The organism is Methylosinus sp. Ce-a6 (genome assembly GCF_009811655.1).
Taxonomy (GTDB): Bacteria; Pseudomonadota; Alphaproteobacteria; order Rhizobiales; family Beijerinckiaceae; genus Methylosinus.
On sequence record NZ_BGJX01000013.1, the window covers coordinates 70,416 to 96,070 of the forward strand.

The following is a 25,655-nucleotide window of genomic DNA, read 5'->3' on the forward strand; positions in this document are numbered from 1 at the left end:
CATGAAAGACACGATCGAAACGTCATTGGGAAAAATCTGGGTGACGCTCCTGGAGAATGGCGAGATGCGCGTGTGGTGGCCACCCAACGCGCGCGTCGGCGACGCGGCGGCCGATGTGCTTCGTGGGCGCGCGCGATGGGATCCCCAGACCTATGGCTGGTATGTCTCCGCCAAGCACAAAGACAGTGTGCATGACCAGCTGTCGGAAATCTGAGCCGACGCGCCAATCATCCAAAAACATCGCGTTCTGAAGGCTCGAGGACGTCCTTCGATTCACGGGAGCGGCATCATATGTTTTTTCGCTTTTCACTTCTCGCCGGCGTATTCGTTCTCGCACAGTCGCAGTCGCTGTCGGTCATGGCGGCCGAAGCGCCTGAAATCCATTACGCGCCCGTCGAGAATCTGGAACGCGTCGATGTGGCGCTTCTTCGCGCCGCGCGTTCCACGATCGATCTCGCCGTTTACGTGCTGACGGACTGGCCGGTCATCGACGCCTTGATCGACGCTCATCGGCGCGGCGTTACGGTCCGCATCGTCCTCGATCCCAGCGAGCGAAGCGATCTCGACCGTCTGCGCGAGATCTCTGGTGACGTTCGCGTCAGCCCGCCTGGGCCGTTCATGCACCTCAAATCCTATTCCATCGACGGCGCCACGCTGCGGTCGGGCTCCGCCAATCTGACGGCTTCGGGTCTGAAGCAGCAAGACAATGATCTCATTGTCCTGCGTGATCGCGCGGTGGCACAGGCCTTCGAGGGGCGCTTCTCGCAGATCTGGTCGGCGGCCAAGTCGATCGGCGCGCCAGGCCCTTCTTTCGCGTCGAAGGTCGTCGCTCCGGCTTCGACGAAATCGCCGGCGCCGGCGAGCTGCGCGATCAAAGGCAATATCAGTCGCAAAGGCGAGCGGATTTTTCATAAGCCCGGCGAACCATTCTACGACCGCGTCAAGATCGACCAGAGCGCCGGAGAGCGGTGGTTCTGCTCGGAGCAGGAGGCCGTCGCCGCGGGGTGGAGACACGGGCGCGCCGATTGATGTCGTGAGGGTAGCCATGCCATTGCTTCATGCTGTTCCGAAAGAGACCGAAGAAGAAGGCGTCGCTCTCTCGGAAGTGGACGATCGCCTGTTGCGCGCGGCTTTCGGACGCTACGGCGGCGGTCTCGCCGAGCGATCCAGAGCCGCCGAAGTCGTCGCGCATTATCAGCAGATGGGCGCTGGGATGTGGTTCGCCTGCGCCTGTCGTCCGGACGGGCGGCGCGGGCGGCTGGTTCCCGTCGCGCAATCCTATATCCGGCGCCGAACGGGCGCCTGCTGGCCCGAGCATGACGAGACATGCGATTTCTATCGCGATCCGGCGGAACAGCTCGAGATCGTTAGAACCTATACTCGGATTGCCGCCACCGGCCCGCTGCGTCTCGCGGGACCGTTCGGCGACGGGAGGCGGGCTCTCGATCGATCCTTTGTGGGAGTCTCAAATGTCCGATCTCGGCCCGGCCTCGCGAAGCTGCTGGCGTTGCTGGTCGACAAGGCCGGATTGCAAATCGTCCCGCCCGGTGGCCGATTTGGCTTGCTTTCCGAGCAATTCGCGGCGGTTCGACGAGCGTCCGAAGGCGTCTTTCTCGACAGTCCCGCCCGACTGAGGGATTTCTCGACGACCTTTCCGAAGGCGCTCGACAACCTCGTCTCGCGGATCGACACGGCGAGGCCCGGCATCTTCACGAGAAATCGGCCACATGGCGTGCTGATCACGACGCTCGAAGCCGTTCGCCAGGGTGAGCTGCTGCCGTTCTCCAGCGCTCCTATCCCCGTTCGAGGCCGCATCTCGGTGTTCGGCGAGAAAGCCGGCGGGGCCGGGCGGAGCGCAGCTGGCGCTCGCGCGCCTTATCTCGCCGCTTGCCTCGTCGGGCGCGCGGCGGAGAACGGCCCGATCGAGGTCCTGTCGGCCTATGTGCATCCCTGTGTCGCGAAGCATCATCTGATGCTCGTCGACAGCAATTTCGAGCGTCTGACGTTGGAGCGTCTGCTCGGACTGCAGGGGTGGCTCCAGAGAAAGCACGGCATCGAGGTGACGATCGAGAAACCGGTGTTCGATGTCGGGCCGTATGCGAACGAAGCGGATCCAGTCGGACGAAGCGTCTGCATTCCAGATTTCGTCCTGCGGGCGGCGCCTACCGCGAATGTCGCCTGCGAGACGGTGATCGTCGAGACGATGGGCTTCGCCGACGAGGATTATCGCGTGCGAAAGCAGCGAACCCACGCAATGATGCGAGCGGCCTATGGAGGCGCGCCGCTCGTCACGCACGATCTGGCCGGTTCCGACAGAGATGCGGAGCAACGAGATTTTGGGAAGGCTGTCGTCCGGTCGATACTCGGGAGCGTCGGGCGCCGGTAAGCGGGGTCGGAGGCGGATCCGCCCATGTCCAGTTGAGACGGAGGTCATCAACATTTAGGGACTGCGGTGCGACAATTCCTATGGCGATGATGCGCCATAACCGGACATTCGCGACAGGCCGGCCAAACGCCCGCGTCATGCCTGTCAGGGCGCGATCTGCGACAGCATAGCCAGGATCAAAATATTGATCGTGCCGGCGCCCTGGCGGAAGAACGGCGCGGCGAGAGCGACCGCGGCGAAAGCAGTCGCTCTACCATTACGGCTGACTGAAGTTTCGGAAGCTCGATCTCGGTGCAGCGTTATCCTGCGTCGTCGAGACGCCCAGGCCCGCAAGCTGCGCAATTAGCAGAAGACCAGGGCCGATCGACGGTCCGAACGCCTTCTTCAACTTCGCCAAAAGCGGAGCGCCAGCCTTCGGTCAGCTGCCCGCCAAGTGACGCGAGCCGGCGCGGCGACGCGGCAAATACGCGACTGAAAGAATGCGAAGGTGGATCGAGAAGACAGTCCAGCGCGACTTCCGCAATCATCGCGTTCACGTAAGCGAGCTCCACTGGCCCGTAGGGCTGATAATGCGCGCCGCAGGCAGGCTCTTCCTGAGCAATGTCGCCGCCATCCGGCCACTCCACTACCGTGAGTTCGGGCGCGCCGGTACGCCCGATGTGACATTGCAGGCAGCCGCCCCTCCGGCCGATGGCGACCGCGTGGCCAGCGCAGGCATGCGCCTCGGTCCACCCGTAGACAATGGGCCGTTCACGCCCGTGCCGGACATGCCAGCGATTGAGCGCGCTCTCGGCGCCCCAGTTGCCGGTCGCTGCGACGATCATATCGGCCACTTCGAGCAGATCCTTGTTGTGCGCGATCAGCTGATGCAGGCGGCAAACCCGATGTTCGACTTTCAAATGCGGAAAGTCGGTCTGCAACCGCTCGGCCAACGCTTCGGCCTTGTTCCGCCCCACAGCGGTCGCTCCGAGCGGATGGCGCCCAACATTGGGCCAAGTCAACAGCTCGGGATCGACCACGATGAGGCGGCCGACGCCCGCCTGCGCCAGCGCGCAGGCGATGGGCGCCCCGACCGAACCACACCCGATCACCGCGACAGTCGCACCGAGCAGCCGGCGCGTACGAGCATCTTGACTTCGGCCATGCACCCAATCGGCATCGGCGCGCTGCACGAGGGTCCTGACGATCGGAACCGGGCCGAAAAAGCGGCCGAGCAGCAACGGCTGGGGGGTATGGCCAGGCCGGAATCCCACCGAGAGGGGTTCGTCGGGCGCGCGCGGCCGGCCCTTGAGCCGCTTTGGGTTGAGCACCTTCACCCCGATCGATGCGGCGCCCCCGCGTCCAGTGGCTCCGAGGAGCGCCAGCACCTCGTCCGGCTCGCCTTTCGCGGCCTGCTCCAACACAGTCCTCGCCTCGCCAGCGGTTCGCTCCGCCAATCGATACAGATCGGCAGCCGTCTCCGGGTATTCAGCAGGAAGCAATGGCGCGTCGAGCCAGAGGAACGCGGCCGCTTCGGTCTTCACCGGAGTCTTGTCGCCAAAGCGGTGACACACCCATTTCGCAATCGCGCCCTGGTCCTCGCCGACGACTTCCAGACCCTTGTCGCGCCACACACGCACCACCCGCGAGGGCGGCTTGAGTGCGATCAGGCTGAACAGGTTTTCGCCTTGTGAATGCACTCGGTAACCCCAGTAGGTGACAAACTCCTCGCGGAAGTCGCGCTCGATGATGATGCCCTCCAGCAGTTCCTCGACCAGCCGGACCGAGCGGTTTAGTAGATCCATCGCGACCTCGGAGGGATCATCAGGATCCCACTCGGCCATGTTCGGCAACAGACACAGGATGCCGTCGCTTTCGACGTGTGGCCAGGTCATGGGCTCGGGATGGTCGACCAGCGCGGTCCTGACCGGCGTCGTCGGAAACTGCGCGCCGGCCACAAGGTCGATTCGGCGGGTTACTCCGTCGGAAAACACCACGCTGATCCTCCAAGCGGCGACGATCCAGTCACGGCCCGGATAGTCGCTGGAGATCGTCGCGCGGTCGAGGCGCTCGGGCGCCTGCCCCGCCTGCTCGCGCAGGGTCGTTTCGAGCAGGAGCGCCGCCCGTCGCCAATCGAGCGCGAGCAAGGCCTTAGGCATGACGGCCGCCGCCGGCACTGCTGATCGCGCCGGCCGCCGCCGCCGTCGCGCTTAACAGGGCGGCGGAGCTGACGACCGCGGGAGCCGCCAGGGACGCGCGCTGCTCCTCTTCCAGGCGCTCGCTGAAGAAAGTGGTAGCGAACACCTTATCCCAGCATTTGAGCGCCTTCTCGCGCGTGCAGTCGGCTTCGAAGAGCGGCTGAAGCGTGTTGATCGCCTCCGTCAGCTTCTCGCGGAAACAGCGCGCCTTGGCGTCGTCAGACCCACTGGTGATGGTGTCGCCCGGAGTCACCGGGTGGGCGACGACGAGGTTCCAGTTCAGCCGATCACGGATGGCGACCATAGTATCGTAGAGCGCGCGGTCCTCGCGGTCGTTCGCGCGAAACTTCTCGGTCGTCAGAATCGAGATGCCAAAGCCGCTGAGGATCGAGCCGCGCCAGCTGTAGCGGCTGCGGGCGTATTTCTTCAGGTCGCGATTAATACGGCGCAGCTCGATGCCGTCGGCCGATGCGGCGCGCTGGTCCTCGTACCAGTCCGACACATCGCGGGCGTCGGACCGTTTCCAGCCGCTGCTCGCCGCCAGCTCGTAATGCACCTCCTCCCCGAAGACAGTGTCAGTGACGACGCGGCGATAGACCGGCAGATCGACGTGGTAACCCTTCTCGTAGAAGACACGCACGCAGTTCGACCGCACCTCAGGCGCACGCTTGAACTTGCCGTCGTCGACCGCGTCGCGCACCATCCAGCGCGCCTGTAGAGACGTCATCTCGGCCCCGCGATCGCCGACCAGATCCTTCTTGTGGAAGTAGACTCCGTCGTCGATGTCATAGTCGTTGTCGGGGTCGCGGCACATCGTCTTCATTGCGTAGCTGCCCTGTTTGACGAACTCGATCGGCTTGGGCTTGCCGGCCTTATCCAAGCCGTTCCGCAGCCGCGTCCGGTTGGAGTCGCGGCGGTCGCGCATTGCATCCTGCTCGCTCTTGGGCAGGGTCACATCCTGGTCGTGGTACGCACGCACGTCTTTAGCGCAGTCGAACATCACCTATCCTTTCTGGTTGTCGGTCAAAGCTGGGCGCCAGACGGCGCCGGTGGCCGGCATCGCCGGCAGATCTTGCATGAGTTGACGAATCATGCGCCCGTCCGCGTTGTTCGAATCGTCGCAGGCGCTCTTGGTCAGATCGGCGTCGGTGTGCGCCTGGCCGACCAGCCGATCCATCGCCTCTGGCCGGGTGTCGTCGAGGGCGAGATACGGCATCATGCTTGCCGGCACCGGCTTGTTGGGAAAGCGCACGCGCCGAATCGAGCGGCCGCAGTTGCTAATGGCGTTCGTCAAAAGCCGCGCCATGTGGTCGAAGGCGAACTCCTGCGCCGAGATGCTGAGCGGCGCGACGTCAGCGCCGAGCGACCAGTCGAGCATGGAGCGGTGCGCGCTCTCTGCGTCGAGGTAATCGCCCTCGGGGCGCGGACACGTTCCGAGTGAATAGATCTCGATCGGACGGTCGGGCGGCGCCACCGTCAGGGCGTCGACGAGCCCAACCATGATCGGGTTATTGGCCCAAAGGCCTCCGTCGGCGAACACTTGCTTCGGCCCGCCCGGTGCGTTCGGATCATCGATGGCCGCTAGCGAGCGGTAGATGGGCGCGGCGCTCGTCGCCATGCAAACGTCGACCAGCGGATAGTGATCGTCACGCACCCCGCTCTTGGGCGTCTTCTTGAAGACCCAGGCCCGGTGCTCGCTCATCAGCACCGTCGGGATCGCGAGCGAGATGCCGCGGCCTGCGAACACTTCGAGCATCGTAATATCGTCAAGCACGCCTCGCAGCGCCTCGCGCAGCGCCTTGTCGCCCTCGCGTACGAAACGGCTGCCCTGGCTCGCACGGTAGATAGCGCTGCGCTTGCCCGCGATCCGGTGCGGGAAAATCTTGGGGCCGTGCTCGCGATAAAGCGCCACCACTTCTGTCATCGGCCGCCCGACGGCCAACGCGCAGCCGACAATTGCGCCGGTGCTGGTCCCGGTGATCAAGTCGAAGCCGCGTCCCAGATCGAGCGCCGATTCGCCCCGAATGCGGGCGAACTGATCAGTCAGGCGGGCGAGAAACGCCGCCGTATAGATGCCCCGCATCCCGCCGCCGTCTAGGCTGAGCACGCGATATGGCCGCTCGGCACTCTGATCTCGCTCACCTTCGGCCATCTGCGCGTTGTTTCCTCTCTGTCAACCCGTTGCCTCTTCCATGCAGCCTAGCCGAACCGCTTCGAAGCGGTCCGGTCCAGTCAGCCCTTCGGCGGGAAGGGGTCGTTGCCATAAGAATTGGCGTCCCGGATGCGACCGTCCGGACGGTGGATAATGACTTCGCCACGTTCGCGAACGGCGGTACCGCGCGCGGTCTGCGTCGCATCGGCCTGGGTGTTGTGGATCGAACCGACCCGAGCAGCGCCTTCGCGACGCGTCGCCCAGCCCGAACCATGGGGCACTACATGAATCCGCTTCGACATCCCGATTCCTTCGACTCGTCACGGGCACCGCACCCGAGCCTGAAGGATTGCCGAAGCAATCTGAGATGTCAACCAACAATCACAAACAATCGTTTGTAATAAGCACATCATGTTTGCGAGGTTGACATCATCGAGAACGGAGAGCAAACATGATTCATGGCAGGCGAAGCACTCTACAAGGCATTTGGCAGCGCGGTTTCAACCCGCAGGAAAGCGCTCGACCTCACCCAAGCGGAGCTGGCTGGTAAGGTGAACATGTCGCGCGCCTCGATCGCCAACATTGAAAGCGGCCGGCAGAACATCCTTTTGCATCACGTTTACGCGCTCGCCGCAGCACTCGATTTCACCAAGGTGGCTGAGCTGCTGCCGCCGATGCCGCAAAAGCCTTTAGGGGAGGGGCTGAAGATGATGCTTTCCAATCAGGCGCTGTCCAAGCAGACGCTTTCGCAAGACGCTGAAGCGCAAGTCGCGGACCTGATCACAACCGCGTTGCAACCCCGACGCGGTAAGGCCTGATTATGGCCGATGCCGATCCTGATTGGGCGCGCGCATCTGCTCGTTCGATCCTCCGGGAGTATGGCGTATCGGTGCCACCGGTTCCGGTCGAACGAATAATCAAGTCTCGCAAAATCGTCCTTCAGTATGCACCGCTCGATGAGGACCTCTCCGGCATGGCATATATCAAGGATGGCGTAGGCATCATCGGCGTGAACGCGCTCCACCATCCGAATCGACAGCGATTCTCTGCTGCCCACGAGCTGGCCCATCACATGCTCCATGCTCCTGTGATCAGCCAAGCCGTGCATGTCGATAAGGGGATCCGCGTTCTGTTCCGGAACGATGTTTCGGCTCTCGGGACCGAGCCTATGGAAATCGAGGCCAACGCCTTCGCCTCGGAGCTGTTAATCCCCGGCGATCTCCTAGCCGCCGCGTTGGAGGGGGGAGGAGTCGACCTTGAGGACGAGGCAGCGATCGAAGCGTTAGCGCGACGGTTCAGAGTTAGTCCGGCGGCAATGCGCTTTCGGCTAACTCGTTGGTAACGCGCCCATGACCTTCGTCTTCTTCGATACCGAAACGACGGGGCTCAAGCGCGGTTTCGATCAGATTCTCCATTTCGCGGCGGTTCGCACCGATGCGAATTTGAACGAGGTGGCACGCTTCGAAGCGCGCTCGCGCCTACAGCCACATGTGCTTCCCCATCCCTCGGCGATGCGCACCAACGGGCTGCCGATCGAATGGCTAACTGACACCAACCTGCCGTCGCACTACGCGATGGTAGGAGACATTCGGCGGACCCTCATATCTTGGAGTCCGGCAGTCTTCGTCGGCTTCAACTCCATCCGCTTTGATGAAGAGATGCTGCGTCACGCGCTCTTTCAGAGCCTGTATCCGGCCTATCTGACGAGCAACCATCGCAACTGCCGGGCTGACGCGCTCAGCCTGGTGATGGCCGCTGATGCCGTGTCGCCCGCGCAGCTTGTCGTGCCGGTCGGTGAGGAGGGGCGAAGGACATTTCGTTTGCAGCAGTTGGCGGCGGCGAATGGCGTCGTCCATGGCCGCGCGCACGACGCCATGTCGGACGTGCTTGCGACGGTCGAGCTATGTCGACTGGTCCTTCATCGGTCACCGGAGCTATGGCAGCGGTTCGTTCGCTTCTCGAACAAGGCTACCGTCTCGGATTTCGTCGATGCTGAAGATGGCTTTGTGCTGACCGAGTTCTATGGCGGGCAGGCTTACCACGCGCCAGTCGTCTGTATTGGTCTCGACCCCGACCAATCTAACGGCCGGCTTTGCCTCAACCTCAATCAAGATATCGGTCAGCTTGCTGCAATGAACGACGTCGAACTGAAGGCCCATCTGTCGCAGAAGCCCAGTCCCATCCGTCGCTTCAGGGTCAATTCAGCACCTACGCTGACCGCTTTCTTCGATGCTCCCGAACATATGTTGGATGGCGGCTTGATCGGCCACATCGAAGATCAGGCCCGGCGCGTAAAGGCGGACTCTTATCTACGTGCGCGGCTTGTCGCCGCTTACATCGCCGCCCGTGAGCCATATCCACTGTCGCCTCATCTCGAGGAGCGAATCTACAACGGCTTCCCAAGGCCGGATGACGAGGGGCGCATGAACGCCTTTCACGAAGCCTCATGGCCGGATCGTCTCGCTATCGTGCAAAGCTTCGAAGACGACCGCTTGCGGTGGTTTGGCTTGCGGCTGATATATTGCGAAGCCCGTGGAGTTCTTCCAGCGACGGTAAAGGCCGAGATCGAGCGTCGTTTGGCGGACCAATTGGCGGGAGATGGGTCCGGCTGTTTCACATACGAGCTTGCTTTAGCCGAAACGGATAAGCTGATGGGGGAAGGAGCAGACCACGATGGTCTTCTCTCTCGATACCGCATCTATTTGCAGCATCGCAGCGCTCGCGCAGCTGCGTTTAGGGCGCGAACAGTCCCTTGAGCATCCATGCCAGCGCCGATTTCTATCGCTTTGGGCGCGTTTAGATCTAGCGAGAGGAACAGGGCGGCCTCGGAGAGCGTGAGGCAGCAAAATGGTGACTGCATAAAGATGCCGTAAATCGATCCCTCCGACCGTCCGATTTGGGTCATGAGCGAGCGCCGCGCGAGGCCGCGTCGACGCGAGTTGCAGGGGCTCGATCCCGTTCTAATTTGTGCGATCGGTGCGCGCCTGAAGGACCTGTCGGCGGCCAGCGCCAACGGTGTGGTGATCGCAAGGCATGGCGTGCTGGTCTACGAGCAGTATTTCGCCGGTGCCGACCAGCGCTGGCCGGAACATAGTTGGGGCGAGCCCCTGCCGATCCTGCCGCACGACGCCGCGACCAAGCACGACATCTCATCGATCACGAATAGTGTGGTCGCCCTCCTGGTCGGCATCGCCCTCGACCGCGGCGCGCTGAAGAGCCTCGACACCACCGCGCTCGATTTCTTCCCCGAATGCGTCGATCTGCGCTCGCCAGATCGCGACCGTATCTCCTTGGCGGATCTACTGACGATGCGGGCGGGGCTGCGTTGGATTTATCAACCTTATCTCAGCTTCTGGCGCGAAAAGCGCCAAAAGATCCCCGAAAGTGCCGGGCGCCGCCATCATGCTGGCCGAGGAATACTGACCGGCACAGGTCGGCCCTCAAGCCTATGGCGACAGAGCTGAGCCTTCGTGGTAGCTTCCGGTTCTCATTTTGATTTTGGGGGCCTTCATGAAGCGTTTGGATGTTGAGCTTGAGAATTGCTACGGCTAGTCTGTGACCGCGTTTGTCGATGGGTGCAGTGGCGATTCCAAAGCGGTCGAACTTCTTGTGCAGCCGACCCATGCAGACTGCTCGAGATGATGAGGACGGAATGCACATCGAGCGCATCCAGATTGAAGAAGGCTTTCTGAACGGATTCGACGTATGGACCAAGCCTGGCCTGAATGTCGTGATCGGCGCGCGCGGGACCGGCAAAACCTCCCTGATCGAGCTCATCCGCTTCTGTCTCAATGTCGACGGCTACACGCCCGAGACAAGTCGCAGAAGCAAAGAGCATGCGCTGTCGGTACTCGGTTCGGGTCAGATCACTTTGACGCTCGTCGATGGGGACCGCCGAATCGTCGTGTCCCGCTCCACGAATGAGACCGCTCCACGCGCCTCCGGTCCCTTTGTGCCGCCGATCATCCTCTCACAGACGGAGATCGAGACGGTCGGCCTTCAGCCCGGCGGCCGCCTACGGTTGCTCGACGGCTTTCTCGGCGACCAGAGATTGATCGCTGCGGCCGAAGCGGAAGCTGTGGCTTCCGTGCGCTCCCTTACCGCCGAAACGGACACAATCCGCCAGGACATGGAGCGGCTCAACGCTCAAATCTCGCAACTGCCCAGCATCGAGGCCCAGCTAGAGCAGCTCGCCCCGCAAGAGCAGCAGCTCGCCAGTCTGTCTGCCAACGCCCAAGCGCGGACCGGCCAGCTCAGTGTGCTGAGCGGAAAGATTGCCGTGAGTGGTGTCGCCGGCGCCGCGATCCAGCGCTTTCATGCCGTCGTGTCGCGCTGGCGGGCTACCCTAGCGAGCGCGCAAAACATGGGCACGGGGGAAGTGTGGCCGGCCAATATCGGCGAGGATCCCCTGGCAGCGCTGCGGACGCGTGTGGCCAAAGCCCACCAGCATATCCTCTATGCGCTTCAGGAGCTCGCCGCGGTCGAGGCCGCCAGTGCCGAGATGGCAACTTCGGTGGACGCGGAGAAGATCGGGTTCGAGGATCAGGCTCGCCAACTGCGTCGGGACATCGAAGGTCTCCAATCCGGCGCGGGCGAAATTGTCCGTCGCGGTCAAACACTGCGCGAGCGGAAGGCTCAGCTCGAATCCCTGCGCGGCGTGCTGGCAACGCGCAGCGCCGCGATGTCGCAAGCGATCGCGCGGCGCTCGGCCGCGCTAGACACATTGGAGGCTATTCGGACGCAGCGCTTCGAAGAGCGCACCCGAGCGGCCGCCGGTCTCAACAAAATCTTGGGACCACGCATCCGCATCCGGGTGACGCGTGGCGGTCAGACCGACGCCTTTGCGACGGCATTGATTGAGGCGCTGCGGGGAAGCGGCCTGCGGTATAATGATCTCGTCGGCTCTTTGACCCAGCGCATCAGCCCGCGGGAGTTGCTCGAAGCTGTCGAGAGCGACGATTATGAGCTCGTCGCGACCCGCGGATTGATGTCGATCGACCGTGCCGCCAAAGCTGTGTTTGCACTCAAGGAGGCGGATCTCGGCGCAATCGCGACAGTGCCTGTCGAGGATTATGTCACCTTCTCCCTGCTCGATGGAGCCGACCACAAGGATATCGCCGACCTTTCGACGGGCCAACGATGCACCGTGATTCTCCCGCTGGTTCTCCGGCACGTCGACCGACTGCTGATCGTGGATCAACCTGAGGATCATATCGACAACGCCTTCATCGCAGACACCTTGATCAGGTCAATCCTCGCGCGTCCGACGACCGGCCAGTCCATCTTCTCGACCCACAACGCGAACATCCCCGTGCTGGGAAATGCAGACTTCGTGCTTCAGCTCGGCTCGGACGGGCGGCGCGGCTTCCCGCTGGTGGCTGCGCCGCTTTGCGCGCCCCAGGTTGTCCAGGCTATCACATCCGTCATGGAGGGGGGGGCCGATGCCTTTCGGCGTCGCGCCGCCTTCTACAACGCGCAACCGCCTCAATGACCAGGGAAGAGGCATTGGCGCACCTGACCGCATCGTCCGCGCACCTTCGTGGGCAAGCGGCGCGCGCGCTTGGCGTGGTTGGACGTCCCTCCGACCTGCAAAGGCTCCGCCTCGCGCAGAAGCTTGAGATGGTCTCGCACGTCAATTACGCGCTCCAGGACAGCATCAGGCGGCTTGCGCAGCAGCAGCAGCCGCAACTGCTAGCTCACGATGAGGGCGAAGTCATTTCCGACGATGTCCGGCGTCAGATCCGCGGGCAAGCGGTCGAGTGGATCAGTGGCTTTCTGCTCCATGAGATCGCGTCTCCCATCGGGCTCGTCCGCTTGGCCGCTAAGCGAGAGCTTGCCAATAGGTGGGATAGTTCGGAAACCAAGCGTCACCTGGAATCCGTTGGTCGCGTGTTCGAGGCGATCGAGACCCTCAAGAACGCGGCTGCTGTCCCGCGACCGCAGGAATTCGATCTGGCCTCCCTGATCGACGAATTAATCGGCGCCTATCCGGAGGACGTCACAGAATGGATCTCCATGATCGGGTCGCGTCCTTTTGTAATCAAGGGCGATCCCTCGTTGATCCGAATGGTGGTGGTCAACGGCTTGCGAAACGCAGTGGAGTCGCAGCAGACGGTTGGCCGTCCGCCTCAATCGCACGATGTCACGGTGAGCTGGGGGGAGACCGACGTTGATTATTGGGTCTCGGTGCTGGATCACGGCCTCGGCATCAATGGCCCAATCGAGACGGCCTTCGAGATCGGCAACTCAACCAAGAAGAATCACACCGGCTTCGGCCTCGCGATCGCACGACAGGCCGTTGAGACGATGATCGGCTCGCTAAACCTTGAGCCCGCCAAGGATGGCGGTGCGCTCTACACCAGCCGTTGGCGCAAATGACCGCGCACGTCCTCATCGTTGAAGATGATGAAGACTATATCGCCGAGCTGTCCGCAATCTTTGGCGGGTTGGCCGCGCCCAGCCGACTGACGGTTGCCCGCAACCGTGACGAGGCGCGTACCCTACTCGACAGCGAGTTCTATGATTTCGCCATTCTGGACCTGAAGATTCCGACCGGCAACGGCACGCTAGATCTGGACCCAGAACACGGCAAGTTCGTCTTTCATCATGCGCGCAAGGTAACGCCGGGCACGAAGCTGCTCGTGCTGACATCGTCGCCATCCGACGACTTCATCGCGGACCTGCTCACCCAAAAGCATGACTCGGACATCTGGGGCGAAGGCGCGAAGATCGATACGGTCGAATTCCTACGGAAGATCAATATCGATCGTGCGCCCATCACGATCGGCAAAGTCGTTGACGCGATCCATGCCCTGGATGGGATCGAGCTCGAGTTGCGCTCCGTTAATCTCAGTACGGGTGAAGATCGCCTCGTCCGCATCTTCGCCAGACGCTTCGGTGCCATGCGCTGTAGGGCCTCGAAGATAGGTGCCGGACGTTCTGGTGCCAAGACACTTCGCTTGCAACTGTTCGACGGCAGTGGCGCGCCGCTTCGCGAGGTGGTCGCCAAGCTCGGCTCGCTGGACCGCGTGCAAGACGAAGACAGGCGGTACGAAGCCAATGTCGTCTTGCTGAACGGCGCGGTCACGCCGCGCAAGATGTCAATGTTGGAGTTCGGAGCCGGGCCGACCGCAGGCCTCTTCTACCAGCTTGCTCAAGGTCATGATGAGTCGATGTTCGCGGTCATGGCCAAGGAAGACAAACGTGCTGCAAGTGCCGTCGCCGCTACGTCGGCGGCTCTCGCCGATTGGTCCGCCAGCAAAGCGGAAACGCGACGGACGGTCGCCAAAGTTAGGGCCTGCTGGGTTGAGGATGAGGCAGCCAAAGCGCTTCAGGCGAAATATGGGCTCGACTGGGCTGCAGAGTTCGAAGGGAAGCAGCTGCAGACGCGCTGGTGCTGCGTCCATGGCGATCTGCATGGCGAGAACATCCTCGTCGCAAATGGCAACAAGATCGTGATCATAGATTACGGCGACGTTGGGATGAGCGCGGCAAGCTATGACCCCGTCAGCCTGGAGCTAAGTGCGGTTCTTCAGCAGAACGACACTATCAGTACGGCCTGGCCGAACGAAGCGGCCTGTCGCAAGTGGCATGATCTCGATGCCTATCTGGCGGATTGCCCAATCCCGGGATTCATTCGGGCGTGCCGGGAGTGGTCGACGGCTGTGGCCGCAGGGCGGCGAGAGATCGCCGCCTCGGCGTACACCTATCTGCTGCGACAGCTCAAATATTCGGACACCGACAAGCAACGCATCCTAGCGTTACTCGAAGGAGTGCGCGCGTGTATGGCCTCGACCTGATCCTGTGTTCGGGGTCGCCTCTCTCCTTTAGCAAGTGAGGAAGACCTTTCGGATTGTCCCCGATGCCGGCGTCGAGCCCGCGGGCAGCTCGTTCTCAAGGTGGAGCCTGTCAAAAGCACGGTTCACGAAACCAAGGAGGCGCCGGGTCTGATCGAAGCTTTGGCCGATCTTCTGCTGGGAACTTGGCCGCAATACCCTCTGGGATGCAGTTGTCGAAGCAGCGAAGGTCCCATTAGGGTCAGAGTTTCGCGTTGCCGAACGGGGTGGTCGGGCCGCAGGCAGTCGATCAGTCTCGCTCAATACAGAGTAGACCACTTCGACAGTAGAGCGCGAGACATTTCGAATTACGCCGGTCGAACATCGTCCACGCGGGATCGCCCTCGGCCGTCATGAAGGACGCGACATAGAGACCGTTGTCGAGCGATAGCAAAATCTCTGGCAGGCGGCCGAACGTCGTAAGTCCGATGACCTCACGACCGACGAGGCGATCAAACATTGGAGCCCAGAGCTCCTCAGCGCTGAAGCTGCCGCATAAAACGGACCGCTCGTCCTCGATCCGCCAACTCCATTCGATCATTACTCCGATTTCGCCTTGAGGTGCGGCCGGACTTCCGTCACGGCGGCAACTTGGAGTCAGTTCGCCCAGTTCGAGGAACAGCGCCGAGCCGTATCCGCGCCAGACGTGCGCGACCGTCATCCCACGCGTCGCTGCTCGAAAATGTTCGATCCAATCGGTCATGGGGCAACTATCACGCAGATCGCTAAGTGCGCAAACCACCCAGAGCCGATGGGTAAGAGAGGCGAGTCATCTGGACGCACGCGCGCCGCCATTAGCTCATCGCGTGCGGAAGGCCGATGCGAGCGTTACGGTTTTCAGCCAGAGCCCAGTTGCTCGCGTGAATGCCGTTTAGGGATGGTTCACGCGATTTCCCGAGCGGGAAGGTCGCGTCACGTCCGGCCAAAAAGCGTGGAAGTCGGTGCGGCGCACTGAGCCCTCTATATGTTGCAAAGCTGATAGGCACAGCTTCATCGAAACGGCGACGGAGAGGGCCGAACGATAGAAGGGGCCGGCGAGGGAGGCTCGGGCCGGTGCTTGTCGAGGCGGGACTCGATGTTCTCTTTCGCCTCGCGCAATAGGGCGGCGTTTCCCTCAACGCCGGCGGCGAGATCGGCGATGTGCGGCGCAACTTCTTCCGTGGCGATCTTCGAGCGCACGCGCTCTCGCGCCTTTCGGCCAGGATCCATGGCGTCGGCGGGCCGCCGGTGAAACGTGCGCCCCTGTTCGATGAAGGAATCGATCGACCGCTCTCGCGTGCGCCGGCAGGCCTCGACGAGATCGAGAGCGAGCGACTTATAGGGTTTGGCGGCCATATCGGCGGCGATCCGCTTCCAGAGATCTTCCGACTCGATCGGCTTGGCGTCGCCGAGCGCGCGGCTGCGCCTCTCGGCCTCATGGACGGCCGCCTCGGAAATCATCGTCCAGGTCGTGCCCCTGGCCCGGCTTTCCGCGACATAGGCTTTGAAGGCGGTGATGCCGGCGCTGCCGCGCGGCAGGGCGTCGATATGCTCATCCGAAGTGACGCCTTGCGCCGCGTCGATCGTCAGCGCATGGCCGAAGCCGAGCATCAGCCGCTTGGTGACGGGATCGGTCAGACGGCGCCATTCGACCTCTCCGATCTGACCTTTGGCGTTCTGGAGCAGGAGGCCGCCGGCGGTCTTCCCGACCACTTTGACGACATGGCCGTTATAGCCGATCGGGCCTTCCTTGCCGTCGATCTTGGCCCAGGTGTAGCGGTAGAGGCGCAAATGGTCGCCGGTGGCGATCGGCAGGTCGAAGGCGTGCGGCTCCTTCGCGCCGCGCGGCGCGATCGCCTTGTGAACGGTCTCATCGGCGCCGATCTCGCCCCGCGCTTTGAGCCGCGTCCGGATCGCCATGCTGATGGCGGCCGCGTCCTCATTGGTCGGCGCGGAGATCGTGATTCCCCGCTTCGAGCCGGCGGCGTCGAGAATGTCCCGCCGGCTGACATAAAATTCAGCGATCTTTGCAGCCACCTGGTCGAAATCGCCGCCGACCAGCATGGCCGTTCCCTCGGCGCGCTTCATCGCGAGAGCGGACTCGGCCTCGGAGTCGCGGAACATGCCGGCGATCTGGCGGTCGCGCCGATCGACCTGACGGACGGCGGTGAGGAGTTCGGGTTGCGCCGATTTCGGCAGGGCGCGACGCAGGATTTCGATCGTGTCGCCAGCCTCGATCGCCTGCGCCTGCTCGCGGTCGCCCAGCGCCTTGATGGTCATGCCGGTCTGGGCCTGCAGCTCGAGCAGCCGCAGCATCGGCCGCGGCGCGATCTGGCTGATCTCGTCAATGACGAGGATTGTGTTGCGAGTGGGCATGAACTCGCCGGCCTCGACGGATTTCAGAAATGGCTCCAACGCGCGGGTCTGCAAGATGCCGGCGTCCTGCAGCGCGTCGGCCTGCCGCCATGCGGTCGAGACGCCGACGATCTCGCGGCCCGAGGCGTCGAAGCGCGTGTCGGCCTTCCAGGCGGCGACGAGAGGCCGCAGCAGCGTGGATTTGCCCGCGCCGGCGACGCCAGTGAGGAGCGACAGCGCGCCGCCCCGGCCGAGCGCATAGATCGCGGCCTTTTGCACGGCGCCATGCTCTGGTTCGCTGTCAAAATCGAGACCCGATGCCTCTATGGCGCGGCGGATGTCGCCGGCCGCCAGCGCGCCGGACGTGTCGAGCGCGGCGCGCGCGGCATGGTCGCGGAGGCTCTCCTCGACGCGGATCTGTGCGGAATTGGTGACGCGGAGCACCTGCCGCGGCTCGTCCTCGGGATTCTCGCGCTTCGCCCAGGCGGCGACCAGATCGACGTGCTCGCCGTGAAGATCTATCCCCTTGCGCTCGATCAGCTCGACAACCCGGTCGATATCCTTGACGCCGCCGGCGACGCCCACCCCGATCAAGCCGCGGGCGGCGTGGATGCGAAGACGATCATGGTCGATGACGGCGGCCGTGTGGAACTCCTCGGCGAGATGTTTCGCCGCGAAGGCGTAGGCCTGCTCGAAGCGCTCCTCATTCGTCAGCGCGGCGATCTTCGCGTCCTCCATGACGGTCGAGTGTTCCCAGCCCATCGCCTCGGCCTGGTCGCGCCAGATTTTATGATCGGTCTTTTCGCCATGCTTGGCGAGGCGCGCGGCCGCCGCCGCCTCACGGAGGATTTCGGCTTTCTTTTCCGCGGAGATGTCGTCCCAGTCGAGCCCTTGGCCGGCCGCGAAGGCCTTGGCGTTGCGCAGGACCTGATGGGTGCTCTTGCTGAAGGCCTCATTGGCGAATTGCGGAATCGCGAGGATGACGGCGGCTTGCTCCTTATCGTCATAGGCGACGCGAATACCGAGCATGCGCAGCTCATCGGCGAGGACGGCCTGGGCGAATGCGCCGAACTCGTGGACGCGGGCGTGGAGGCGCTGGGTGTCGAGCGATCCGATATGGCCTTCGCCGGTGACGACCAGATTGAACAGCGCATTGTGGATGTGATCGTGGGGATCGCCGGCGATCGGCGCTTCGAGGAGGTAGGTCGCTCCCTCGCGGCCGTCCTGGACCGGCAGGGTCGGACGGGCGATATAATGCTTGAAGCTCACCCACCCGACCGCGCCGGGATCGGCGCCGCTCTCCCCCGCGCGCCCGCGCCGCGCCCAGCCGATCTCGCGGGCGACATAGCGCATCGCCGCGTCATTGGCGCGATAGATGGCGTTGCGGATGGCGGAGGCCTCCGCTGGATCCTGCGCGAATTCGGCGGCGAGCGTCACGGATTTGTGGGGCGAGAAGGTGAAGTCGTAACCGCTGATTTCTCGCTTGTGCTTCGACCAAGCCTCTCCCGTGTCGGCGCGCTTCCCCTCGAAGAGCCGGTCGAGCTCCTCGTCCTTGGGCGCATGGTGAGAATTGATGCCGAGCGCGCGGGCGACCGAGAGCGGCATGTCCGCTCGCCACGCCGGCCCGGCGTCGCGGCCGGTGTAGTAGCTGGTGAGGCGCGAGCCGGGCTCCAGCTGCTGCTGGCCGAGGGCCTCGGTCGCCTGCTCTTGCGGCGGCGGGCCGAGCCTCGCCTCCGTGAAATACATGCGGACGAGCTTGCCGTCGGACGCTGCGGCGAACTTGCGGAAAGTGATCATCGCTCAGGCCTTGGCGAGGGAAGAAAAGCGCTTTTCCAGGGCTTCGACGGTCTTGTCCGGGAGGCTTTGCTGCATGTCGACGAGGAGCTCGACGGTCTTGCGCGAGAGGATGAGCTGCTCGCGGTTCTGCGCGATCAGATGGGCGAGCAAATCGCTCAAGGTCGGCTCGCCGGCGTCGTCCTTGGGCGTGAGGAGGGCGATGATCTCGTCGAGGCGGGCGATGGTGATGCGGATCTGCTCGTTCTGAAGGCCGACCGCTTCGACGATCTGGTGGGCTTCCTGCTCGACGCGAGCGAGCCCTTCTTTCAATTCCTCGGACATGATTGCGCCTCCGCCACGAGCGCGAAGGGTCGTCGGAGTCCGCGCGAATGAAAACGATCGGCTCCGAAAGATTCGGGGCGGCGTCCGGCGCCGGCGGCGCGCGGCCCGTGACATCAGCTGTCATGGGCGCTCACACCACGCCGCGCCGGGGGCCGCTCTACGGAGAATCATCGGCGGCCGGGGATGCTCCCGACGCCGCCACGGCCGATTTGAGATGTGGCGCCGCTTTGAACACGACGACCCGACGCGACGAGATGAGAGCGGCGGCGCCGGTTTTCGGATTGCGGCCCGGGCGAGCGTTCTTGGAGCGGATGCGAAAAGTGCCGAAGCCGCGGAGCTTTACGTCTTCTCCGCTGGTCAGGGCGGACAGCATTTCCTCGAGTGCGCAATCGAGCAGGGCTTTTGCGTCCGCGCGGGAGAGACCGGGGATGCGGGCGTAAATGGCGTGCGCGAGGTCGTCGCGCGTCACCGTGCTCCTGGAAACAGCTGCGTCCAAAATCCCATCCGGCTTTCCGCCGTTCCCTCGAAAACACACCGCGTCGCCCGCAGGGCGAACCGAATCAAATTGCGGCTGGTGAATGTCTAACCCGCAGGTAGGGGGCGGACCAGCGCCGCCCGAGCTTGGTATTTGGTCACTGCGGTTTTTCGTTGGCAATCCCAGCGGGGAGCCGGCTGCTCGCATGCAGGCTCTATGGCGAGGATGCGCCAGAATTTCACATTCGGCCGAGACGCCGATGAACGATCAGAGCGCGCGCCGCCGGCTCGACCGCCTTCCGGGCTTGACTCGACTTGCGGCATGTTCTCTTTATGTTCGCATGAGCGAGCGGCGCATCCCGGAGAACACCAGCGGCTACGCCAGATGGCTGGCGGATCAAATCGCGAAGCGGACCAGCGGCATCCGCCTGAGCCCGACAACCTCGCTCTTCGTCGGCATGGCGCTCGAGGGCTATGCGGATTGGCTCGATCGCACGGAGGCGAAGACGCTTCCTTTTGTCGTGACGGCGATCGAGCCGGCCGACACGGGCGCCAGCGAGGTCGTGGCTGCGGCGCTCAATCTGCACGTCGCCACAGCCGCCTATACGGCGGCGATTATGACGCGGCCCGGCGCTCGCATCATGCTGCGTCACGGGACGAGGGTCGTTTCGGTTTCAGACAAACAATCAACGGGCGACGCCGCGCCTGATGCCGATCGGCAGACACAAGCGCACCCGGAATAGACGCCTCTCGAGTAAGTGCGTTCAAAGCCCGATCGCGCCGATCGGCTCGGCTTCTCGCCATAATTTACGGGAGCCCTTCGGAGGTCAGGCGTCGACCTCGGCCACTATTGGAGCCGTCAGGCTGGCGTCGTCATCGCCGGCGCCCGAGCGATTGACTCGGTTCGAGACCACCCATTCGCGCAGAGCGTCAGTCGGGGGCGGCCGCAAAAGGGCGCCCGGCTCCGCGCCGGTCAGCCATGCATCGAAGTCCGGCGGCGCTAGCAGGACCGGCATTCGATCGTGAAACCGTGACATCCATTCATTGGCGGCGCCGACGACGATCGTCGCCGAGAGGAGCGGCTCCGTCGTTTCAGGGTCGCGCCAGCTCTCCCACAGGCCTGCGAAGGCCAGCGGCTCCCCGGCCGGCGAAGAGAAATAATGGGGGGTTTTCGCGCCGGCTTTCCCAGTCCATTCGTAGAATCCGGACGCCACAACGATGCACCGCCGCGACTTGAAGGCGGAGCGGAACATCGGCTTTTCGGCGACGCTCTCGGCGCGCGCATTGAATGTCGAAGGGAGCTCCTTCAGCGGCTTCTTCCACCACGACGGGACGAGCCCCCAACGCATCGGGAGAATTTCTCGGCCCGCCTCGCCAGATCGCACGACGTCGATCGTTGTGGTGGGCGCGATATTGTAACGGGGTCGCAGGTTCCGCGGCGGCCCGATCACGCTCAGAAAAGCATGCACTTCCGCCCAGGTATAGGATTGGGTGAACCGCCCGCACATGGACGCAGGATACGCTACGCTCGGCGCGAACGGAAGCCGAGTCGCCGCAGCGGGTTCCCCCATGATCTTTCGCCGGACAGTCCAAGCATCTGCATCTCGGCGTTGTGGTCGGGCGTTTAGAAGATGTCCTTGTTGATCTGAGTTTTTTTCAGGTTTCCCGCGAGGGTGTCTGCGAGATCCACGGCGCCTCCGCCATATCCGTTTGCGCCGACCGTGAACTGCATGGCTGCCGTTTCAAAGCAGAGGGTCTCACGCCCGAAGAGTCGCGCGCCTCCTCTCCAGATGCTTCCCGTCGCGACTCTCAACTTGTAGACGCCAGGGTCCAGCCTCGTCTCCGCACGTCTTCCAGGGCCGATGAACAGCAGGGCGATCTGCCGGTTCGGGCCTTCTTCCACCACCTTGATCGCGAAGGATTTGTTTCCCGACGGGCTCGCGATGGTGAGCGGGTTCATGGCCGTGCGTGATGCAGTCGTCCATTGCACGCCTTCCCGTATCGGGACCGGAGGCGACGTGTCCGGGACGAGGAAATCATAGGCCGCCTGGAACAGGCCCGCCTTGACGCAGACGGCGAGCACAAATGTGATCGCCAAGGCGATGTTGGCCCGCGCGACGTTCCGATCGATGAGAATGGGCGGCCCGGGTCTCTGGCGCCGCCCCTCCCATGGATCCGCGTCGCGCGACCTGTCCGTCCAAGGCTGCTTCGACGCCTCGGCAGGAGGAGAGTCATCGAGCTTCGGCGTCCGTTTTCGTGGCTCGAAATTCGGCCTTGGACGGTTGGCCGGCATTCCTCCCCATGGATCGAATCTGTCGCCCACGGCTCTCCTCCTCGTCCGCTCGAGAGGATATTTCTTGCTATGCGTTTCCTATCAGGCGTTGCCCATCGGCTTCCCCGGGGCTCGGCGCGGATTTCTCGGGTCGTCGCCAGCGCCGTCCTTGCGTTGTGCGAGCTTCGTGTAAATCTCGATGAATCGGTCGGCCTGTATCGCAGCGCGCGTTATGGCGTCGTCGAGGGCGCGCACAGGGTGCTCCCCGCACGGGTCGATGCCGAATTCGAGGAACTCCTCATACGCCATCCACAGCGCTTGGACCGTTTTGAGAGAGTGGCAGAGCGCGAGAACATTCATCTGGTCGGCTTCGTAAATCACATGATTGTAATCGGATCGATAGTAATGGTGTTTCCCATCGGGCAAGATGCTCAGAATGTATCTTCCTACATTGCTTTTAGGGATATGGATCCAATCCTCGGAATTCTGGTTGCTATTCTGATCTTCTGCTTGCTTCGGCTCCAGAGACCGGCGCGAGAAGGCGAGGAAATGCAACGCGGCTTCCGTGATGGCGCGTCGCATCAACCGATCCTCGCCTGCCTCGACCTCGATCGTGGTGATATCGGAATAGTCGAGGCGGCGGGCGGCGGCGGTTTCCGAAATGCCCAACGCTTCGCAGCATTCGGTCAGGAAGAATGGGTGCCTACGGCTCGACGTGTAGGGAATGTTTTTGCCGAACAACGCCCTGAGAAGGTCATCCGGATTGAGGTGGCCCTCTCGATAGATTTTAAAGAGGCGGTCGCGCGCATCACGCTCGGCTTCGGGGTCGGTCGCGTCTTGTGAATCGGCCGCCTCGGCGCCGATCACACGCTGGAGACTAAGCTCGGTCTCCATGGCGGTGAACGCGTCTATATACGTGATCTTCCACAGTAAAGCCTCGTCCCCGGTGAAGCCCATCGCGAGGAGGGAGAAGGCGTTACGGTCCAATTCGAAATAGCGATCTTCGCGGTTTCGGACGGTTTGATGACCATCCCGCTTCTCGATGAAGCCCATGGCGCAATTTTGAGCCATGGACCCATCGAGGCGGGCCATACGGGCTCGTAGCCGATCGATGTCGCGGAGGACGTTTTTGTGATCCTTCCCGAACGTCTTCGCGACCTGGCGGCTGTCGGCGAGGACTCTTCCCTCGGCGACAGAGACGAGGATTTCGACGGGCAGATTCGTCGCGGGAGCGTCGGCATCGTGGTTTTGATGATCTGACATTTTCCACCTCGCATTGAAATCACAGCTGTTTTCCGAACAGCCGCGCTGCGCCTGGGGCTTTGCCCGGGCGCCACGAGAATCAGCTTGCGAGTGATGTGTGCGAATATGAAGCGCTGCGGCGGCCGGAAATTCGGGCCGAAAAAAAAATTCATCGGCCCGCGCCGCGCGCTCCTGTTTCTGCGCCAGCGGCCCCTTCTAATTCAACTTTTGCGTAAATCGATGCGCGTCAGCGCGCCTTGCGTGTGATGTTCGCCGGTTAGGCTCTGAGCGCCCCGGAGGGGCGTCCGGCACCAACGGTGCAATGGTCCATAATGGTTGTTTTTGTGGTGTCTTGGCGGTGCCTTTTATGTGCCTTGGATGTGCTTTGCGAGGGCGGATGTGCCCGCGAGGTGCCGCCGTCGTGTCTCGAAGTTCGTTGTACGTTCGTCATTGGCGCGTCGCGCTAGCAGCGGGCTCGAGAGCCGCTCTCTACCGCCGCTGCCGGCCCGAATCGGTCTTCGAATTCGCGCGGGCTCGGTTTCTCATTCGCATGCGGCCCGTAGGCTCGCACGCTTTGCGTGCGCAGCGCAACCGTTCGAGAGGAAAACGCGAATGAGCAAGGAAAACCGAAATCGACCCTTCGAGGGTGAAGCGCTCGAAGACCTCGGGCGACCGTTCGGACGGCAAGGCGACATTTATCGCTGGCTGCGCGCCAATTTCGATTTCGTCGAGAACTGGCGGATTCGACTGAGTCCGACCTGGGACACGATCGCGGCGAAGATTTCGAAAGCGGGCGTCGTGAACCGGAATGGAAAGGGACCAACGGGACGACTGGTGCGGCGAATTTGGCAGCGTGTGTGTCGCGACGTGGCGGCCGAACGAGAACGCGAAGCGGCCGAGCAGGCGGCGCGGGACGCGCTGGCCGAGCGCCGGCGCAACTATCCCTCGCGGCAGCCGGCGGCGGGGCCGTCGTTGGTGGAGGCAACGGGGCGGGCGCTCACGCCCGTGGGCGCGGCTAAGACGGCGGTGGCGACGACGGCGGCGGCGGCGGATAAGGAGAAGGAGAAGGAGATCGAGGAAAAGAAGAAGGCGGCGAGGCGGAAACTGGAATGCTTGTCGGGGCTGAGGCCGATGTCGGAATTTTTGGAGGGTTGACAGCTTCAGATACGCGCAGGGTCGCGCGACGCTCGTTTCGAGCGATGGGGCGGGAAGAGCCGCTCCGTCGCGATAGGCGGAAAGGGAATTGCAATGACCCTGTTGGATATGGAGACGACCTCGCCCGGCGAGGATCGACAGCTTGTATTGGCGGTTCGACATGGACGTGGGCGGACGGGCGGGAGCACGTTCGCGGATTATCTGATTCAGCGAACGCGCCGCGAGGGGCGGGAGATCATCGTCGGGGACGGCGATCGTCGGAACGCGACCTTGGCGGGGTTCTATCCGCCAGGAACGGAGGGCGGGGCGCATCAACCGCCGAGCGATCAGACGCCCGATGTGAAGGACTGGATCGGCCATCTGGTCGGCAAGATGGTGGAGGAGCGAAGGTCGCTGATTTTCGATTTGGGCGGGGGCGATCAGGCGCTGGCGGAGTTCTGCCGGGAGCTGTCGCTCTCGGAATTTTGCGCGTCGGTCGGCGTCGCGCCGCTGTCCATTTATATGACGGGGCCGGAGGTCGAGGACTTCGAGCATATCGTGACGATACATCGGTCGAAGGTGTTCGAGACGGAACGCTCGATGCTGGTGTTCAACGAGAGCCTCGTGCGGGCTGGCAAGACGCCGCAGGGCGCGTTCGACGCAATAATGGAACGGCCGGAAATCCTGGAGCTGATAGAGACGGGCACGGAAATCGTGGTCATGCCGCGCATCATTCACATCGCGGAAGTCCGCAAGGCTGGGCTCGGCTTTTACGAGGCTGTGGAGGGCAAGCCGGGTCGAGACGGGAAGCCGCTCGATCCGCTGAAGCGGTTTTCGATCAAGACGTGGCTGGATCGGATGGAAGGCCAACTGTCGTCCGGCAAATTTCGGGAGTGGCTGCCATGACCCCGAAGGAAACGGGAAATCCGATCGAGAGCGTGGCCGAGGATGTGCGAATTTCGGCGCGGCAGGCGGAAGCGGCGGCGGCGGCGGAGGGGATCGAGCCGAATGGTCCTCTCGGCGGCTTCGTTGGCGCGTTCAAGTGGGCGCTTTTGAAGCTGGCGGATCTGGTCGAGCGGTTCGACGTGTCATTGTCGGGAAAGATGGAGGCGCAGCAACAGCAGATTGTCGCGCTTCACGAGCTCGGCGAGACGGAGATCGAGCGATTGCGTGAGGCGACGCGCCTTGCGGCGCTGACGATCCGGCAGGCGGAAGTGGTTCAGGAGACGATCGTCACCAATGTCTGCAAGGACTTGGTGAAAAATCTGGTGAGCGAGTCGAAGCAGTGGCTGGTGCTGGCGGAGGATAATATCACCCGTCGGCGCACGCGCATTTTCGCGATGAAGATGAGCGCGGCGGCGCTGGCGCTGCTGAGTGTGAGCTTTTGGTCCGGCTATCAGATTCGCGTGTTGCAGGACGAGCCGGCGCTGCAATCGCTGGCGCGTTGCGCGAAGACGCCGATGCGGGTGGCGATACAGGGTCAGCCGACGGGCGACTGGGTGTGCAAGCTGGAGACGCTGGCTCCGCGGGA

Annotated in this window: 25 protein-coding genes; 14 read left to right on the forward strand and 11 right to left on the reverse strand. The window is 63.1% G+C overall.

From position 1 onward, the window contains the following. The first annotated feature begins 1 nt into the window (after position 1). From Mspo_RS10480 to Mspo_RS10490, 3 genes are all read left to right on the forward strand, one after another. The gene (locus Mspo_RS10480) at positions 2–214 is read left to right on the forward strand and encodes a hypothetical protein (protein ID WP_159729475.1); all 213 of its coding nucleotides are present in this window, start codon (positions 2–4) and stop codon (positions 212–214) included. Positions 215–291: 77 nt separating this feature from the next. Continuing rightward, the gene (locus Mspo_RS10485) at positions 292–1,029 is read left to right on the forward strand and encodes a phospholipase D-like domain-containing protein (protein WP_244613319.1); all 738 of its coding nucleotides are present in this window, start codon (positions 292–294) and stop codon (positions 1,027–1,029) included. A gap of 16 nt (positions 1,030–1,045) precedes the next feature. Further along, complete coding sequence (locus tag Mspo_RS10490; protein ID WP_159729476.1) at positions 1,046–2,386, forward strand: hypothetical protein; 1,341 nt, start codon at positions 1,046–1,048, stop codon at positions 2,384–2,386. A gap of 299 nt (positions 2,387–2,685) precedes the next feature. On the opposite strand, the gene Mspo_RS10495 is transcribed toward Mspo_RS10490, so the two are convergent. The 4 genes from Mspo_RS10495 to Mspo_RS10510 form a co-directional block, all read right to left on the reverse strand. Continuing rightward, entirely contained in the window at positions 2,686–4,524 is a 1,839-nt protein-coding gene (locus Mspo_RS10495; RefSeq protein ID WP_159729478.1) for a ThiF family adenylyltransferase, read from the reverse strand. Then, positions 4,517–5,563 carry a cyclic GMP-AMP synthase DncV-like nucleotidyltransferase gene (locus Mspo_RS10500; protein ID WP_159729480.1) on the reverse strand — a complete coding sequence of 349 codons (1,047 nt, stop codon included), beginning with the start codon at positions 5,561–5,563 and terminating at the stop codon, positions 4,517–4,519. Before Mspo_RS10500 ends, Mspo_RS10495 begins: the two co-directional genes overlap by 8 nt. Before the next feature lie 3 nt (positions 5,564–5,566). After that, entirely contained in the window at positions 5,567–6,715 is a 1,149-nt protein-coding gene (locus Mspo_RS10505; RefSeq protein WP_159729482.1) for a patatin-like phospholipase family protein, read from the reverse strand. Between the two features lie 80 nt (positions 6,716–6,795). Next, positions 6,796–7,017 (reverse strand): DUF2188 domain-containing protein, encoded by a 222-nt coding sequence (locus tag Mspo_RS10510; protein WP_159729484.1) that lies wholly within the window; start codon positions 7,015–7,017, stop codon positions 6,796–6,798. Positions 7,018–7,173: 156 nt separating this feature from the next. On the opposite strand from Mspo_RS10510, the gene Mspo_RS10515 reads away from it, so the two are divergent. The 7 genes from Mspo_RS10515 to Mspo_RS10545 all read left to right on the forward strand — a co-directional run bounded on the left by Mspo_RS10515 (position 7,174) and on the right by Mspo_RS10545 (position 14,514). Further along, positions 7,174–7,533 (forward strand): helix-turn-helix transcriptional regulator, encoded by a 360-nt coding sequence (locus Mspo_RS10515; RefSeq protein WP_159729486.1) that lies wholly within the window; start codon positions 7,174–7,176, stop codon positions 7,531–7,533. 2 nt (positions 7,534–7,535) lie between these two features. Beyond that, entirely contained in the window at positions 7,536–8,057 is a 522-nt protein-coding gene (locus Mspo_RS10520) for an ImmA/IrrE family metallo-endopeptidase (RefSeq protein ID WP_159729488.1), read from the forward strand. A 7-nt stretch (positions 8,058–8,064) separates the two neighbouring features. Beyond that, positions 8,065–9,471 carry an exodeoxyribonuclease I gene (locus Mspo_RS10525; RefSeq protein WP_159729490.1) on the forward strand — a complete coding sequence of 469 codons (1,407 nt, stop codon included), beginning with the start codon at positions 8,065–8,067 and terminating at the stop codon, positions 9,469–9,471. A gap of 147 nt (positions 9,472–9,618) precedes the next feature. Further along, positions 9,619–10,179 (forward strand): serine hydrolase domain-containing protein, encoded by a 561-nt coding sequence (locus Mspo_RS10530; RefSeq protein WP_159729492.1) that lies wholly within the window; start codon positions 9,619–9,621, stop codon positions 10,177–10,179. A 188-nt stretch (positions 10,180–10,367) separates the two neighbouring features. Continuing rightward, positions 10,368–12,206 carry an AAA family ATPase gene (locus Mspo_RS10535; protein ID WP_244613321.1) on the forward strand — a complete coding sequence of 613 codons (1,839 nt, stop codon included), beginning with the start codon at positions 10,368–10,370 and terminating at the stop codon, positions 12,204–12,206. A 14-nt stretch (positions 12,207–12,220) separates the two neighbouring features. Beyond that, positions 12,221–13,093: a HAMP domain-containing sensor histidine kinase gene (locus tag Mspo_RS10540; protein ID WP_201281677.1), complete on the forward strand. Its 873-nt coding sequence runs from the start codon at positions 12,221–12,223 to the stop codon at positions 13,091–13,093. Further along, positions 13,090–14,514, forward strand: coding sequence for a phosphotransferase (locus tag Mspo_RS10545; protein ID WP_244613322.1), 1,425 nt, complete (start codon positions 13,090–13,092; stop codon positions 14,512–14,514). The genes Mspo_RS10540 and Mspo_RS10545 overlap by 4 nt, the downstream gene beginning before the upstream one ends. 286 nt (positions 14,515–14,800) lie before the next feature. On the opposite strand, the gene Mspo_RS19895 is transcribed toward Mspo_RS10545, so the two are convergent. The 4 genes from Mspo_RS19895 to Mspo_RS10565 all read right to left on the reverse strand — a co-directional run bounded on the left by Mspo_RS19895 (position 14,801) and on the right by Mspo_RS10565 (position 19,537). After that, the gene (locus Mspo_RS19895; RefSeq protein ID WP_244613323.1) at positions 14,801–15,253 is read right to left on the reverse strand and encodes a hypothetical protein; all 453 of its coding nucleotides are present in this window, start codon (positions 15,251–15,253) and stop codon (positions 14,801–14,803) included. A gap of 287 nt (positions 15,254–15,540) precedes the next feature. Continuing rightward, positions 15,541–18,681 (reverse strand): MobF family relaxase, encoded by a 3,141-nt coding sequence (gene mobF, locus Mspo_RS10555; RefSeq protein ID WP_159729498.1) that lies wholly within the window; start codon positions 18,679–18,681, stop codon positions 15,541–15,543. Between the two features lie 3 nt (positions 18,682–18,684). After that, positions 18,685–19,002 carry a hypothetical protein gene (locus Mspo_RS10560; protein WP_159729500.1) on the reverse strand — a complete coding sequence of 106 codons (318 nt, stop codon included), beginning with the start codon at positions 19,000–19,002 and terminating at the stop codon, positions 18,685–18,687. A 157-nt stretch (positions 19,003–19,159) separates the two neighbouring features. Continuing rightward, entirely contained in the window at positions 19,160–19,537 is a 378-nt protein-coding gene (locus Mspo_RS10565) for an integration host factor subunit alpha (RefSeq protein ID WP_305847248.1), read from the reverse strand. 280 nt (positions 19,538–19,817) lie between these two features. Here Mspo_RS10565 and Mspo_RS10570 point away from each other — a divergent pair, with 280 nt between their 5' ends. After that, positions 19,818–20,219, forward strand: a complete 402-nt coding sequence (locus Mspo_RS10570) for a hypothetical protein (protein WP_159729504.1) — start codon at positions 19,818–19,820, stop codon at positions 20,217–20,219. A gap of 84 nt (positions 20,220–20,303) precedes the next feature. Here the strand turns inward: Mspo_RS10570 and Mspo_RS10575 are convergent, their stop codons facing one another. Genes Mspo_RS10575 through Mspo_RS10585 form a run of 3 tightly spaced genes read right to left on the reverse strand, consistent with a single transcriptional unit; the run spans position 20,304 to position 23,011 of the window. Further along, positions 20,304–21,047, reverse strand: a complete 744-nt coding sequence (locus tag Mspo_RS10575) for an SOS response-associated peptidase (RefSeq protein WP_306344961.1) — start codon at positions 21,045–21,047, stop codon at positions 20,304–20,306. Between the two features lie 53 nt (positions 21,048–21,100). Beyond that, a complete protein-coding gene (locus Mspo_RS10580) occupies positions 21,101–21,799 on the reverse strand; it encodes a hypothetical protein (protein ID WP_159729508.1) in 699 nt (232 codons plus the stop codon). Between the two features lie 51 nt (positions 21,800–21,850). Then, the gene (locus tag Mspo_RS10585; protein ID WP_159729510.1) at positions 21,851–23,011 is read right to left on the reverse strand and encodes a Rha family transcriptional regulator; all 1,161 of its coding nucleotides are present in this window, start codon (positions 23,009–23,011) and stop codon (positions 21,851–21,853) included. 429 nt (positions 23,012–23,440) lie between these two features. Between Mspo_RS10585 and Mspo_RS10590 the strand changes: the two genes are divergently transcribed. From Mspo_RS10590 to Mspo_RS10600, 3 genes are all read left to right on the forward strand, one after another. Then, positions 23,441–24,145 (forward strand): hypothetical protein, encoded by a 705-nt coding sequence (locus tag Mspo_RS10590; protein ID WP_159729512.1) that lies wholly within the window; start codon positions 23,441–23,443, stop codon positions 24,143–24,145. Between the two features lie 108 nt (positions 24,146–24,253). Further along, on the forward strand, positions 24,254–25,030 hold the full coding sequence (locus Mspo_RS10595; protein WP_159729514.1) for a hypothetical protein: 777 nt from the start codon (positions 24,254–24,256) through the stop codon (positions 25,028–25,030). After that, positions 25,027–25,655: hypothetical protein (locus tag Mspo_RS10600; protein WP_159729516.1), on the forward strand; the 629-nt coding region annotated here is incomplete at its 3' end. The genes Mspo_RS10595 and Mspo_RS10600, both read left to right, overlap by 4 nt.